The organism is Delftia sp., assembly GCF_059499305.1.
In genome coordinates, this window is the sequence record NZ_JCABYI010000004.1 from 669697 (window position 1) to 685315 (window position 15619).

The 15619-nt window shown below is 60.7% G+C and carries 11 protein-coding genes; all 11 read left to right on the top strand.

Annotated elements, in window-relative coordinates; translation table 11 throughout:
- The first annotated feature begins 15 nt into the window (after positions 1 to 15).
- The 11 genes from AC5I49_RS04835 to AC5I49_RS04885 all read left to right on the top strand — a co-directional run bounded on the left by AC5I49_RS04835 (position 16) and on the right by AC5I49_RS04885 (position 15506).
- Positions 16 to 2325, top strand: a complete 2310-nt coding sequence (locus tag AC5I49_RS04835) for a type VI secretion system Vgr family protein (RefSeq protein ID WP_495788918.1) — start codon at positions 16 to 18, stop codon at positions 2323 to 2325.
- Between the two features lie 57 nt (positions 2326 to 2382).
- Positions 2383 to 2862, top strand: a complete 480-nt coding sequence (locus AC5I49_RS04840) for a hypothetical protein (RefSeq protein ID WP_016453366.1) — start codon at positions 2383 to 2385, stop codon at positions 2860 to 2862.
- Between the two features lie 70 nt (positions 2863 to 2932).
- The gene (locus tag AC5I49_RS04845; protein WP_495788919.1) at positions 2933 to 4294 is read left to right on the top strand and encodes a hypothetical protein; all 1362 of its coding nucleotides are present in this window, start codon (positions 2933 to 2935) and stop codon (positions 4292 to 4294) included.
- Positions 4291 to 5412 carry a DUF2169 family type VI secretion system accessory protein gene (locus AC5I49_RS04850; protein WP_016453364.1) on the top strand — a complete coding sequence of 374 codons (1122 nt, stop codon included), beginning with the start codon at positions 4291 to 4293 and terminating at the stop codon, positions 5410 to 5412. Before AC5I49_RS04845 ends, AC5I49_RS04850 begins: the two co-directional genes overlap by 4 nt.
- An 8-nt stretch (positions 5413 to 5420) precedes the next feature.
- The gene (locus tag AC5I49_RS04855) at positions 5421 to 6611 is read left to right on the top strand and encodes a hypothetical protein (RefSeq protein ID WP_252652140.1); all 1191 of its coding nucleotides are present in this window, start codon (positions 5421 to 5423) and stop codon (positions 6609 to 6611) included.
- Positions 6612 to 6616: 5 nt separating this feature from the next.
- Positions 6617 to 11305, top strand: coding sequence for an RHS repeat-associated core domain-containing protein (locus AC5I49_RS04860; RefSeq protein WP_495788920.1), 4689 nt, complete (start codon positions 6617 to 6619; stop codon positions 11303 to 11305).
- Between the two features lies 1 nt (position 11306).
- Positions 11307 to 11666 carry a hypothetical protein gene (locus tag AC5I49_RS04865; protein ID WP_207444258.1) on the top strand — a complete coding sequence of 120 codons (360 nt, stop codon included), beginning with the start codon at positions 11307 to 11309 and terminating at the stop codon, positions 11664 to 11666.
- Between the two features lie 136 nt (positions 11667 to 11802).
- Positions 11803 to 13137, top strand: a complete 1335-nt coding sequence (locus tag AC5I49_RS04870) for an RHS repeat-associated core domain-containing protein (protein ID WP_495788930.1) — start codon at positions 11803 to 11805, stop codon at positions 13135 to 13137.
- A 10-nt stretch (positions 13138 to 13147) separates the two neighbouring features.
- Positions 13148 to 13819, top strand: coding sequence for a hypothetical protein (locus tag AC5I49_RS04875; protein ID WP_495788921.1), 672 nt, complete (start codon positions 13148 to 13150; stop codon positions 13817 to 13819).
- Positions 13820 to 14342: 523 nt separating this feature from the next.
- Positions 14343 to 14885, top strand: coding sequence for an RHS repeat domain-containing protein (locus tag AC5I49_RS04880; protein WP_495788922.1), 543 nt, complete (start codon positions 14343 to 14345; stop codon positions 14883 to 14885).
- A 291-nt stretch (positions 14886 to 15176) separates the two neighbouring features.
- On the top strand, positions 15177 to 15506 hold the full coding sequence (locus tag AC5I49_RS04885; protein WP_495788923.1) for a hypothetical protein: 330 nt from the start codon (positions 15177 to 15179) through the stop codon (positions 15504 to 15506).
- The last annotated feature ends 113 nt before the right edge of the window (positions 15507 to 15619 follow it).

Consider the following 15619-nt stretch of genomic DNA (forward strand, 5'->3'; position numbering starts at 1 on the left):
GCGAGAACCGACACCATGACACGCAGAGTCACCATCAACACCCCCCTGGCAGACCAGCTGCAGCTGCGCCGGCTGCAGGGGCGCGAGGAAATCAGCCATCTGTTCGCCCTGGAGATCGACCTGCTCAGCGAGGACGACAGCATCGACCCCAAGGCCCTGCTGGGCAAGGGCGCCACCGTGGTGGTGGAGACCCAGGACGGCGGCAAGCGCTACATCGACGGCCTGGTCACGGCCTTCGGCATGCGCGGCCAGGACGAGCACCGCAACTTCCTGTACCGCGCACGCCTGTCGCCCTGGCTGTGGCTGGCCACGCGCCGCAGCGACTTCCGCATCTTCCAGAACAAGACGGTGCCGGACATCATCAACGAGGTCCTGGGCATCTACGGCCACCCCATGCAGCAGCGCCTGACGCGCTCCTACCGCACCTGGGAGTACTGCGTGCAGTACAACGAGACGGACTTCCAGTTCGTCTCGCGCCTCATGGAGCACGAGGGCATCTGCTACTACCACCAGCACAGCGCGGGCCAGCATGTGCTGACATTGGGCGACGATGTCATCGCCTCGCACGACCCGCTGCAGGGCGGCGCCGTCATCCCCTTCCACCCGCCGGGCAAGGCCGCCGTGGCGCGCGAGGAATGCATACACGCCTGGGAACTGCACCAGCGCGTCAAGCCCGGCCGGCACTACAACGACGACTACGACTTCAAGAAGCCCCGCGCCGAGCTGTCCAACATGCGCCGCAACCCGCCCGGCCACGCGCACGACGCCTACGAGATCTACGAATGGCCGGGCGGCTACACCGAGACCGGCGACGGCGAGGACTATATCCGCGTGCGCCTGCAGCAAAGCCTCACGCGCCAGAGCACGGTGCAGGGCCGCTCCAACCACCGCGCCATGGCGCCGGGCTACACCTTCACGCTGGACAACTATCCGCGCGGCGACCAGAACCAGGCCTACCTGGTCACGGCGGTCGACTATGCCTTCGAGGAGAACCCGCGCGTCAGCGACGGCGGCAGCGGCGAAGGCTCGGTGCAGAAATTCGTGCTCCAGGCCCAGCCCACCAGCCTTCCCTTCAAGCCCCAGCGCATCACCGCCAAACCACGTACCACGGGCCCGCAGACCGCCGTCGTCGTGGGCCCCGCAGGCGAAGAGATCTGGTGCGACCAGTACGGCCGCGTCAAGGTGCAGTTCCACTGGGACCGCATCGGCGGCATGAACGAGAACTCCAGCTGCTGGATGCGCGTGGCCACCAGCTGGGCCGGGCCGGGCTTTGGCGCCGTGCACATCCCGCGCATCGGCATGGAAGTCATCGTGGACTTCCTCAACGGGGATCCTGACCACCCCATCGTCATGGGCTGCGTCTACAACGCGGCCAACATGCCGCCCTGGGCACTGCCGGCCAACGCCACGCAATCGGGCATCAAGACCCGGTCGAGCAAGGGCGGCGCCCCAGGCGCGGGCATGAAGAACGGCCAGGGCGACGCCAACGCCATCCGCTTCGAGGACAAGGCGGGCGCCGAACAGCTGTGGCTGCACGCGCAAAAGGACCAGCTCACCGAAGTCGAGAACGACGAGGACAAATGGGTGGGCAACGACCGGCGCAAGACCATCGACCGGGACGAGACCAGCGTCATCCACCGCGACCGCACCGAGACCGTGGACCGCGACGAGACCATCACCGTGCACAACAACCGCACGGAGCGGGTGGACCACGACGAGAAGATCAGCATCGGCGACAACCGCAATGAAGACGTTGGCATCGACGAGAACATCTCCATCGGCAAGAACCGCAGCAAGACCATAGGCCGCAACGAGAAGGACAAGATCGGCAACAACTGGTCGATCAAGGTGGGCAAGATGAAGACCGAGACCATCGGCATCGCCTACATGCAGAACGTGGGCGTGGGGCGCATGGAAAACGTCGGCGTCGCCTACAACCTGAACGTGGGCGCCATCATGGCCACCATCGTTGGCAGCACCCAGACCACCAGCGTGGGCAGCAGCCAGTCCACCACGGTCGGCAGCACCAAGACAACCACGGTCGGCTCCACGTATTCGCTGACCGTTGGGGGCGGCGGTGGCGGCGGATCTTCCGCAGGCGGCGGCGGTCTCGCAAGCAATGTGGTTGCGCCGTCCGAAAGCGGCTCGGGTGGTGGCGGCGGCGGCTCCAACATCACCATGGACGCGCAAAGCGTCGCCATCACCGTGGGCAGCAGCAGCCTCGTGCTCAAGGCAGACGGAACCATCACCGTCAATGGCAACAGCATCCAGCTCATCGGTGCCAACGATGTCACCACCAGTTCCGGCGGCATCCATGAAAACTGATCCACGCCACGGCCCCGGCCACACCCAACAGCACCCCAGTCTTCAAGGAGCACACCCATGACCGCACTCCAACGCCCGGCCCAGGCACAGGCCATCCCCACGGCATCTGGCCTGCAGCCCGCACAGGTTCTGCAACCCCAGCAAGACGATGGAAGCATCACCATCGAGTGCCTTGGCCAGCAGTGGCAGGCGGTCGCGTCCACCCACCTGCCCAGACTGGTGAGCGGACAGCACGTACTGGTCGCAATGCCCAGTCCCGAGGAGGGGCAGCACGACCTTGCCCCCTTGATCGTCGCCGCCTGGCCCGCAGCGCAGGCACCGGCCTGCCCGCCCTGGGAATTCGACCGCGCCAGCGGTGCCCTGAGCCTGCGCGTGGCCAGCCTGGAGCTGCAAGCCGTGCAAAGCGTGCTCATCCATTGCGCCGACACGCGACTGCAGTTCACCCGTGATGGGCAAGTACAGATCCGGGGCCAGACCATCACGGCTGCCGCCGTCGAAACCCACCGTCTCGAAGGTGGCTCCATCGAACTCAACTGACCAGGCCGCCGAAGGCAACGCCCCTGCGAACGCGGCATGCGCCGCAAGCCCTTCCCTTCGCTTCGACCGAATGAACACGTCAACTCCCCTTTTCCGCGCTCCTGCCGCTCCGCCGCTGCCCGCAATGCTGTCACGCCAGTTGGCGACAGCCATCCGTGCCTATGGCCGCCGCGCCGCATTGCTGCGGACCGAACACACACTCAGGGCATTGAAGGCCACCGACCAGCGGCTGGACATGCTGATGGCGGCATGCCGCTACTACGGCGGCACAGTGGCCCAGGAAGAAGCTGCCGCGTCCCACGCACAGGCACTGCCGGTTGACCGGGCAGGCTCGGCGCATGTCCGCATCGCCCTTTCAGAAGCGCATGAGGCCGATGCCGCAGCACGGCTTGCCTTGATTGCGCAATTGCTCCCGGAGCATCCCGTTGCCGTGCGCGATGGCCTGTGGTTCCACGCCGCTGAAGACACCTGCGTCCACCTGCTGGCATCGGGCGACGACCGCCTGCAGGCCCTGGGCGTGGAGCTGGCCGGCCTGCTGGCCCTGCCAAGCCACCTTGACGCGGTACACGCAGCGGCCAGGCGGGGTGCGGACACTGAAGCCTGCCTGCTGGCCTGCGCCCGCATGGGCCAGTTGCCCGATCAGGCCGCGCCCCGGCTGGCCGCCGTACTGCAAGGCCATGACCTGGCGCTGCAGCGCCGTGCGCTGGAGATCCTGTGCGTAGCCGGTGGGAGCCTGCTGCAGCGGGAGCTTGCGCGCTACATCGAGCGACTCACCGCCAACGATGGCCCCACGGAGGAATCCCACCCAGGACTCTGGGCCTCGACAACGGACACCGCCATGGCGCTGTGGACCGCGCGCCAGCCTGAGCAGGCGCTTTCGGCCGTCACCCAGGGCCTGCGTCTGCCCCCCGACACCGTACTGCGCACGGTGGCCCTTGCCGGCCGTCTTCAAGGCCTGCTGCCGACACTGCGCTTCATCGAGCAACAGGACAGGCCGGTCACACCCGCAGAGCGCGATCTGCTGCGGCTGGTGTTTGGCAAAGTGCCAGGCGAGCTCACCCATACACACGGGCAGGCTCCCGCCCGCACCGCCGCGCTGCGCACCCTGGCCTGCGAGGTCTTTGCCGCCAATGGTTGCCAGGCGCTGGAGCCCGGGCAGATCGGCGATTGGACAGATCCCGCGCTCAAGGAGCTTCTCTGGCCGCTGGACGGTATCCGGCTGCGTGCGGGTCGGCCACTGCACACCGTGCTGCCGCTCGAGGAAGCCTTTGACGTAGGCCACGGCCTGCGCCGCTGGCTGTATGTGGAGCATGCGGCCCGCACCGGCCGGCCGTTCCCGTTGTCCCACGAAGACCATGCCCGGCGGCAGATGACTGCCGTAGAGACGATCCAGCTCATCAGCAGCCTGGAAGACGACGGGACGGCGCAATGAACTGCAGCATCCTCAACAACACCCCGTTCGCTGCCCAGGCCTTTCCCCATACGGACGCGCAGGGCGTGCACTCGCTGGCCCTCGTCGCCAAGGGAACCTGGGAGCTGGCCGCCGGCGCCACGAACCTGCCCAGGCTGCGGCCGGCCGAGCGCCAGCGCCCCATCCACCGCGCCGGCCTGCTGCGCCCCCTGGGCAGTCTTGCCAGGGACGAGTTCCAGGCCCAGGTGCTTCAGCCGCGTGCACAGCAACCCTGGCCGATCTGCGAACCGGAGCATGTGCCTCCCAAACCTTGGTTCGACCTGCTGCTCGACGCCTGCGCCGTATCGCCGAACGGGCGCCCGGCCTCCAGCATCGACGTCGCCGTGGACTATGAGCGCCAGGGCCGCCAGCACCGCCTGGCCGCACTGAGGGCATTCAGCCCACGGATATGGATCAAGGACTTTGGCCAGTTGAAGGCCAGTGAGCTGGGGCCCTCATTGCGCATCCCGCTGCTGCGGCCGTTTGCCTTTGGAGGACAAACGCTGGACGCCAGGGGCAACAGCCTGGTGGACGAGCACAACCCGGACGGCATGGGTTTCTACGGCACGGCGGCGCAGGCCGCCTCGGCGCCCCTGCCATGGATGCAGGCGCTGGACAAACCGCTCAGGTACTGGGATGACACCGTGGCGGAACAGGCCCTTGGCCTGGGCCTGGTGCCTGCCCACCACCAGCCGCGCCGCGCGCTGCAGGGCAGCTTCGACGACGCCTGGCGCCAGAGCCGCGCACCGCTGTTGCCCCTGGACCATGATCCACGCCACCGCAACGCCGCACCGCAATCGCTGCAGCTGGCCGAGTCGCCGCGGCCCGGAGACGTACTGGCACTGCACCACATGGGCACCGAGCCGCTGATGCGTTTCGTCTGGCCACGGGTGGCCCTTGTGGCACAGGCTGAGACTGCGGGCGGCACGCTTTTGCCGCCCCAGGAGCTGCGTTGGGACACGCTGGCCGTGGACACGGAGCAAGCCGATGCCTCGCTGGTCTGGCGCGCCCTGCTGCCCCTTGCCGCGCAGGAACGCATCGCCGTGGTCCATCTCTGGGCCCATGAAAACGCCCCCGCGGTTCCCGCCGCCCCGCAATGAGTTCCCGCATGGCCTCCTCGAACACACCACCCTCATCCCCCTGCCTGTGGCGCATCCAGCATGCCGGGGCAGTCACCTGCATCGGCACCAGCGCCTGGCAGTCGGCCGCCTCATGGGTCGGCATGCAAAAGCGCATGCGCAAACTCGTCGTTGCAGCCGTCAGCCCCCATCCCGTCACCATCGCCCCCTGTCCTGAGATCACCGAAGGCGAGCAGCAGACGGCACGCCTGGCCAAGCTGCTGGGCGCGGCACTGGCCGACCTCATTGCGGACGTGCAAAGCCGGCCCGCCGACGCCCCGGTCGCACTGCCACGCCGCATCGTGCTGGCATTGCCCATGCGCGTGTCCGGTGACGAGGCCGCTGCACTGTGGCGCCAGACACTTGCCGCGCTGGAACGCTGGGCAGGCCCCAAAGCGTCGGCCCCCCTGATCAGCATTCCCCTGACCCCCGTCTTCGGAGGACATGGCGCCGGCTATGACGCCCTGCAGACCCTGGGCCGGCCCACCGCAGCCGATGACCATGCCTTGCTGCTGGCGGTAGACAGCCTGCTGGACGAAGCCACCCTGGTGCAAGCCCATGCCCAGGCAGGCCTGTTGACCGACAGCCGCCCACAGGGCTGCATTGCCGGAGAGGCGGCTGCCGCCCTGCTGCTGCAGGCCGCGCCAGACACGACCTACCGGGATGACCGCCATCTGGTGCTGCATGTCCCCTCCCTGGCACGCGGCGCCGGCCCCCATCGCCTGCCACACCAGCGGGCCGATGCAGCGCCTTTGGCCGAGGTGCTGCGCGGCGCCCTCGACGGCGCGGGCTGGAAGGAGGAACACGTGGGCTGCGCCGTTTCCGATTTCGACGGATCGGACTGGCGCGCGGCCATCCAGGTCATGGCACGGGCTCGGCTGGACGGCAGCTTCCAGCCAGATACCTGGGAGCCTGCAGCCATGACCGGCCAGGTCGGCGCCGCCACCGGCCCCTTGCACTGGGCCCTGGCCGCCCAGCGCCTTCGCCACGATGCACGCCCGCCCAACTCCATCCTCAGTTGGGCGCTGGATGAAGGCGAGGAAGTGGCCGCCGTGGCGCTGGAACGCACCATTCGCACCCTCCGTACCGGGCCCACGGGCAAAGCACACCCTCTCAACAGCAGCAACGGCGCGGCAACGCAGACCTTCTCGGCCCGCTTTCTGCAAAGCAAGGAGTCCTGAACACCATGGGCACGCACATCTTCAGCGGCGGCGATGGCGCCATCACCCAGACAGCCAACGCCTGGACCTTTGACCCGGCCACCCCGGTCCACCTCAAGCCCAAGGGCGACCCCGGCGTGGCCTGGCACTCCAACAACAGCAGCGCCATCAAGGTCCCGCTGGGCACCGTCAAGGAATACGGCACCGACATGGCCAACCGCTACGGCGCCATGGATACCGGCAAACACGATCCGGTCAGTGTCATCGTGGGCCTGTTCACCAAGGTCAAGGACCACGTCAACCAGCACGTCACCTACGTCAAGTCTGTCGTCCATGAAGCGGGCGAAATGGTGGTCAACGGCGTCACCACGCTGACCAATGCCATCCTGATCAAACTGGCGCCTGAAACCGCCAAGATGATCGAGAACGGCGGAAAGGTCCTCAAAGGTCTGGAAGCCCGCCACTTCGGGGCAGCAGCCGAAGCCGAAGCCCAGGCGGTGATGGAAATGCTGAAGGACCCCGAAACGTACATGGGGCTTGCCGTATCCGTCGCAGCAACGGCCGTTCAAGGCGTGCCCGTGCTGGGTCAAGCCGCAGGAGGAGCCGTGCTGGTCAATCGGGCCGTAGGCACCGGACAGGCAGCGGTACAGGCTGCAGAAGAAATTCGCAACATCACTGCCAACTGGGGATCCGAGATGACTCCAGCTCAGCTGGAAAATGCCCGCATGCAGCTTGCCCGTTGGCTCATGGGCAGCGGCGCGGCCCTGCTGGCGGCCCTGGCAGGCAAACGCTATAAGCGCAAAACCCAGAGTGAGGGCAGCAACGACAAGCACCCCACCACCGAGCACAGCGACACCAAGAAGCCCGATGGCAAGGGCCCCTGCTCGCAGTGCGCCACACGTTTTCCCGTCATCCTTTCCACCGGCCAGAAGCACCTGGACGAAACCGATTTCACCCTGGCAGGCCCCATCCCCATCGTCTGGCGGCGCCGCTACATCTCGGGCCTTGCCGAAGAAAGCCCCTGGGGCCGGGGCTGGAGCCATGAATTCACGCAGGAACTGCGCCTGTCGGCCGATGGCTGCGTGCTGGCAGACGACACAGGCCTGTACGTCACATTGCCCTCCCTGGCCGTGGGAGCCGAGCATTTCGACATCTATGAAAAGTTCACGCTCAGCCACCCCGAACCCGACCTCTGGGCCATCACCTACAAGGAAGGCCTGTCCCGCCTCTTCCGCCGCGAAGCACCCGAGCAATGGCGCCTGCCGCTGGCCGCGCTCCAGGACCGCGACGGCAACACCGTGCAATTGCATTGGAAATACGCCCTGGGCTCGGACGAACCCGCCACAACGCAGACCTGGAGCGCACGCTACGCCGCAGGGCAAGGCACGGCCCCGGCCACGCAGGTCAAGCCCCCTGCCCCCTTTGCCCGCCCACTGCTCGCTGGCCTGAGTGACACCGCAGGCCGCCGCCTGCATCTGCACTGGAGCGCGCCAGGCACCTTGCCGCAGGACGCCTTTGCCGGCGCCCGTCTGACTGCCGTGGTCCTGCATGCCCCGGAGCACGCCCCGCAGACCCTGGCCCAGTACGCCTACGACGCCCAGGGCCAGCTCATCTCCACGCACCACGGCAGCCAGCCCTACCGCCAATACGCCTGGCGCTCCGGCGTGCTGGTGGGCTACCGCAAATCCAGCGGGCATCGCTACTTCGCCCAGTACGACATCGAAGGACCCCAGGGCCGCGTGCTGCGCTCCTGGTGCGCCGACACGCCGGTACCCGGCCAGGACGACGACCGCTTCACTTACCTGCCCCATGAGCGCGTCACGCGCCACACCGACGGCCTGGGCCGTACCACCGCCTACCACTGGGATGCGCGCTTCAACATCATCGCCACCGTCATCGCGGAAGGCACACCCGAACAGATCATCGAGCAGACTCCCACCGATGCCACCGGCGCCTCCACAGGCCGCATAGACCCCCTGGGCCGCCGCACCACCCTGCGCCGCGATGCACGCGGCAACCTGGTCCAGATCATCGACGCCATGGGCCATGCCACCACGCTGGAATACAACCCGCTGGACCTGGTCACCGCGCTGCGCGACGCCCTGGGCCATGAATGGCATCAGGAATACGACGGCCGCGGCCACCTTGTGCAGGCCACCGACCCGCTGGGCCGCACCACGCGCTACCGCCATGACACCCGGGGCCGCACCGTGGAAGTCATTGACGCCAAGGGCGGCTCCAAGCACTTGGCCTGGGATGAGGCCGACCGCCTTGTGGCCTACACCGACTGCTCGGGCCAGACCACGCGCTTCGCCTACGACGCCCTGGGCCAGCCCGTGCTGCGCACCGATGCGCTGGGCCAGCAGACCCGCTACGAATACAACGATGCGGGCCAGCTGATACGTGTCATCGAGCCATCCAGCCCCGCAGGCCCCAGCAGCCAGCCCGCCAGCCCCACCCACCTCTACGTCTGGAACGGCGAAGGCCACCTGCTGGCCTACACCGACCCCATGGGCCAGAGCACCCGCTACACCTACGACGGCATGGGCCGCCCGCTCACCCGGATTGACGCCGCAGGCCGCAGCCTCACCTACCACTACGACCGCGCCGGCCGCCTCATCGCCCTGGACAACGAGAACCACGCCCGCACCCACTTCCGCTACGACCTGCGCGACCAACTCACCGACGAAGTCGGCTTCGACGGCCGCTGGCAGCGCTACATCTACAACGCCGCCGGTGAACTGACCCACGTCATCGAAGCCGGCGGCAGCGACGCCGGGCCCGGCAAGGTCACCTGCTTCGAGCGCGATGCCCTGGGCCGTCTGCTGGCCAAGCGCGCTATGGGCCACACCGGCCCCGTGGAAGAAACCACATACCGCTACGACGCCCTGGGCCGCCTGACCCAGGCCGGCAACGCCGCCTCCCACCTGGCCTTTGCCTATGACCCCGTGGGCCAGTTGCTCAGCGAGACCCAGACCCTGCAGGCTCTCGGCAATGCCACAGGCCAGGCCCGCCAGAAACTGCAGCGCAGCCTCTCGCACGGCTATGACGAACTGGGCAACCGCATCCACACCCGCATGCCGGATGGCCGCACCCTGCACTGGCTGTTCTATGGCTCGGGCCACCTGCACCAGATCAACATCGCTCCGGCGCAAGGCCCTGACCAGCCTCCGGCCGCGCACCAGGTCATCGCCGACATGGAACGCGACGCCCTGCACCGCGAAGTGCGCCGCAGCCAGGGTGCCCTGTCCAGCCGCTACGACTGGGACCCGGCCGGGCGCCTGCTGCGCCACCGCGCAGCGCTGCAAGGCAGCGGCCACGTGGCCAGGCCCGGCAACTCCAACGCCACGCTGGAGCGTGGCTACGCCTACGACGCCGCAGGCCAGCTCATCGCCCGAGCCGACTCCCTGCGCGGCCGCCAAGACTTCCGCTACGACCCCACGGGCCGCATCCTCGCCAGCCTCCCGGCACAAGGCAGCCCGCTGGCCCGCGAACTGTTTGCCTTCGACCCCGCCGGCAACCTGCTGGACTCCCTACCCGGCAAAGACGGCCAGCCCGTGGACACCACCCTGGGCGTCGTCGGCGACAACCGCCTGCGCTTCTACCAGGACCTGCACTTTGAATACGACGTGCACGGCAACGTCACAAAGCGCACCCGGGGCAACCAGAAGGCCGGCACCCAGGAAGTGCTGGACCTGACCTGGAACGCAGACCACCAGCTCATCGAATCGAACACCACGCGCCATGGCGTCACCCAGGCCACGCGCTACGCCTACGACCCCCTGGGCCGGCGTGTCGCCAAAAGCGATGCCTTCGGCAGCACCCACTACCTGTGGGATGGCGACCTCATGGTGCACAGCCAGCGGGGCGCAAGACAGGCGCTCTACATCTACGAGCCAGGCAGCTTTGTACCGCTGGCCACCATCCAGGGAGCGGGCGAGGAACACAGCACCTACTGGTACCAATGCGACCAGATCGGCGCGCCGCTGGAGCTGACCGACGAACAAGGCCAGGTAGCCTGGGCGGCGGACTACAAGGTCTGGGGTGAGGCGGTCATGCGCACCGTGTTGCGGACCGGGACCGATGATCGGCCGATCAGCGCGCGGGCTTGGGGCTCCAAGCCCGTTGCACCGCCTCCACCACCGCCCATTGAGCAACCCTTCCGATTTCAGGGGCAGCAGTTTGATGAAGAGACGGGGCTGCATTACAACCGGTTTCGGTACTACGATCCGGTGGTTGGTAAGTTTATATCTCAAGATCCAATCAGATTTTTAGGCGATCATAATTTTTATACGTTTGCACCGAACACCACAGAATGGATTGATCCTCTAGGTCTAGTTAACTCTTGTGCCACAGGCTCATACAAAACCGTTGGTGGCCACCATGTTCATGCGAAAGCTGCCTGGAATGATCTATCAAATTACAAACAAATAATGAATGATATGTTCTGCCTTGGCAATGATTGGATGAAAAACAATGGCATAGATCATGACAAAATTACCGCTTGCCAACGTCGAGAGTTTGATAGACTTAGTTGTGATTGCAAATCTGGGAAGTCAAAAAACACCATATCGGAGCATACAAAAATCGCTGTAGAATGTCTTAAAGAAGGTGGTGCAGATGAGAAAACCGCAAGATCACTGGCTGCGCAGAGCTTGAGAAAACTTAGAAGTCTTGGCGCTACTACACCGAGCAGAATTCCTTGGAATAAATAATATGCAAGATTCAACACTAGATAAATTTGGCGAAGACATTATTCACACAGTTAGAGACTCATCTATAGAAAGAGTCACCGACTGTGCAAACGGGAAATATAAAACAGATGAAGCAAAGAGGTTGCAAGAATTTTATGCATCACTTTCAGAAAATCAGAAATCTCATTTTGATTTCCTAATCGCTTTCGCAGTCGACTCTGCTTTATTCAGAATTCTACGAATGGCAGAACAAGAAGTCATTGGAATAAGCTATCAAGGAGTTGAAGATATATCAGAAATAAGTGACGGATTAACTGGCGAAATTTATGGCAATAATGGCTGGATTAAAAAATACAGTAAATTCATAAATTCAATGGAATAAATTTCAAATACGCTATCGATATATAGAGCAATGACGCAAAAATTGACGCTGCGGCAACCTTTTGTGCAAGACGAAAATCGAATCCCAATACTCAAGCAGTTTATATTTATGATCTAAAATTCCATAATACATCCGTATATACGGCCACACGGGCCGCATCCTCGCCAGCCTGCCCGCACAAGGCAGCCCTCTGGCCCGCGAACTGTTTGCCTTCGACCCCGCCGGCAACCTGCTGGACTCCATCCCCGGCAAAGACAGCCAGCCCGTGGACACCACTCTTGGCGTGGTGGGCGACAACCGCCTGCGCTTCTACCAAGACCTGCACTTTGAATACGACGTGCACGGCAACGTCACAAAGCGCACCCGGGGCAACCAGAAGGCCGGCACCCAGGAAGTGCTGGACCTGACCTGGAACGCAGACCACCAGCTCATCGAATCGAACACCACGCGCCATGGCGTCACCCAGGCCACGCGCTACGCCTACGACCCCCTGGGCCGGCGTGTCCCCAAGAGTGATGCATTTGGCAGTACCCACTACCTGTGGGATGGCGGCCTCATGGTGCACAGCCAGCGGGGTCAAAGCGGTGGGCAGCAGGAGCTGTACATCTACGAGCCGGGGAGCTTTGTGCCGTTGGCAACCATTCAGGGAGCGGGCGAGGAGCACAGCACCTACTGGTACCAGTGCGACCAGATCGGCGCCCCGCTGGAGCTGACCGACGAACAAGGCCAGGTAGCCTGGGCAGCGGACTACAAGGTCTGGGGTGAGGCGGTCATGCGCAGCGTGTTGCGAACCGGCACCGATGATCGGCCCGTCAGCGCACGGGCTTGGGGCTCAAAGCCTGTTGCACCACCTTCACCGCCGCCCATTGAGCAACCCTTCCGGTTACAGGGGCAGCAGTTTGATGAGGAGACGGGGCTGCATTACAACCGGTTTCGGTATTACGATCCGGTGGTTGGGCGGTTTGTTAGTCAGGATCCGATTGGATTAATAGGAGGAATCAATTTATATATATATGCTTCCACCCCTACGATATGGGCAGACATTCTTGGCCTAAGTTCTGTAAAACTTGGGAGAAGCCTTAGAAAAGCCGGGCGTCCTGCTCTACCTGACCAAAGTCCACATCATATTGTTCAAGAAAAATGCAATAAAAATGAACATGTAAAAAACTCGCGCGCAATATTAGCCAGGAACAACATTGGAATTGACGATGCGGCTAATGGCGCAAGATTATGGGGAACGAGACCATCTCAAATTGCAATGGCAAATCATCCAGGCCAGATTGCAAGCATTGGAGCCGGCACTTATCACGCCGGATCTCATGTACATAGTGATATGAATGATAAACTTATATACCAAATATTGAAAGGCGTGGAGAAGCGTGGTGGCAACGTTGAAGCGGCCCTAGAGGATATTGGAAGACGATTAGAGAGCGGAAGTTGGAAGGCAACTTTTGCTTGCTGCTGCTCATGAAGGAATAAATATGTTGATAGATAATCCAGAAATTAAGCAACGGCTAGAGATTTTGCTAAATAATTACCAAGACACAGCCGCCAGAATTCTAAAAAATGCAGAAATTAAAAACCTACCAATAGTCAATGAGTGGAAATACTCAAAGGGTGATTTATACAACCCCATTCCATATCGCAGTGAAATGGATGGATTCAGGACGCCAAGATCTTTGAACAAAAAATATGAATCACCTGAAGAGGCAAGTGAGAAAGGATATTTTGCAAGCGGATTCAGCAATGGTCAATTGAAAATCATCAGATCGCCGCGAGAGAATCAGTGTAACTTCGTCTCTATAAGTATATATGATGAAAATCTATTTTCCGAACTAAGTAACGTATATCACATTGATTTTTCAATAAATCCCCCTGGAAAAAATCTTCCTCGTTTAAATGGATATGGTCATATTTCAAAAAAAGACGATGACACGATATTAAATATAACAGTCGGCAGAGGAAAAAATTACTCAATAAATTCAATAGAATTGAAAGATGGTATCCCCATCAGAGAATTGGCCTATGCGTCTGGATGGGATAATGAGGTGGAATATCAATTTAACTACAAAAACAATGAACTAACCAATATAACCACTCTGGCAAAAGAAGGTGGATTTGCAATTGTTTGGAATAAAATTAATTTACAATGACGCATCATTAATATATAATGAGATATTTTGAAGATCATTAGATCTGATTAAGTATTTCTAAACTTTATTTTACCAATAAATATCTTATTTATAGAAATTCATAGAATGAAATGTATTTTTAGCGATAGCCTATGAGCTATCACACCCACAATACGATTTGTAGTAGGTGATAAATCTTTGGGAAAGATATTTATTTTTCTTAGAAAAGAAAAATTCTAATTTTGCAAAATTATCCGCGAATGCATTTTCTAAAAAATGCAACTTCTAATAATTCATAGCACACTCCAAAATATAATTATTCAAAAATGAGAGAATAATATAAAACTATTTTTTAAATCACCAGAACTCCGCCCGAGCCGACACCCTCCGCGGCCGCCAAGACTCCCGCTACGCCCCCCTGGACCGACGCGTCGCAAAGAGCGATGCCTTCGGCTGCACCCACTACCTGTGGGATGGCGACCTCATGGCGCACAGCCAGCGGGGTGCAAGACAGGCGCTCTATATCTAGGAGCTAGGCAGCTTTGTGCCGCTGGCCACCATTCAGGGCGCAGGCGAGGAACAGAGCACCTACTGGTACCAGTGCGACCAGATCGGCGCGCCGCTGGAACCGACCGACGAGCAAGGCCAGGTAGCCTGGGCTGCGGACTACAAGGTCTGGGGTGAGGCTGTCTGCGCAGCGTGTTGCGAAACGGCACCGATGATCGGCCGGTCAGCGCGCGGGCGTGGGGTTCAAAGCGCGCAGCATCACCTCCGCCCCCCCATCGAACAGCCCTTCCGGTTTCAGGGGCAGCAGTTTGATGAAGAGACGGGGCTGCACTACAACCGGTTTCGGTACTACGATCCGGTGGTTGGGCGGTTTGTTAGTCAGGATCCGATTGGAGTATTAGGTGAATCCAATCTCTTCCAATATGCATCCAACCCTGCTGACTGGATTGATCCTTTGGGGCTTTCTAATGGAAAATCTGGATGCCCTTGCGATTGCGAAATTAATCCTGTCACAGGAAAACCAAAAGGAACACTTCAAAAACTAGCGCAAAAATTCGAGAAGCAGGCAAGCATAAGCTAGCTATCAACCAAAGAACGATTGCAGTCGGCCAAGATGAATCTGGCAACCTTCTAGCAGGGAGCAGCAATGGATTTGATGCCGGACAAAGAGAGATGGCTGATAAACTTGGTATCCGGCGTTTTCCAACATCAAAAGGATTGCATGCAGAAGAGAATTTAATGAAATGTGTCACTGGTTTGAAGTCTGTCGGAACGTCTAAGCGTGATCCTTGTGGACCATCTGAACATGATTGTGCCGGGCGACTAAATAGCTCTGGAATTGATGTTGACAATATTCATTAAGGAAAATTAAATGAATGAGAATAATTTTGAAATTTCCATTGATCATGCATTCGATGGAAATGGAGATACCGCATTTCTAATAAAAATAACAAATCAATTTATTGAAATTAATGTTTATATCCCATCCTATCAAGCTGAAGAGTTAAAGAAATTAAATCTAGATTCTACTGAATATATAAAATTAGGTGAATGCGCCAACAGCCCAGTTCATTGGAAAAAAGGAGATGACAGAGATCTTTATCTTTTGATCGGGGAAGATTGTGAATCTTGGGATATAGCATTGACTATTAGCACCGAACTAATTACCGAAATTATTAATGGCATTGACGATCTTGCATAAAACAGGTCTTTCAAAAAGTAAAGCCACCTAAGAGTGGCTAACACCACTTCGTCACAGGCCCCCGCAGAGCAGTTATGCTCGCTGCCCTCATGGCACGACGACCTGTAAGCAAA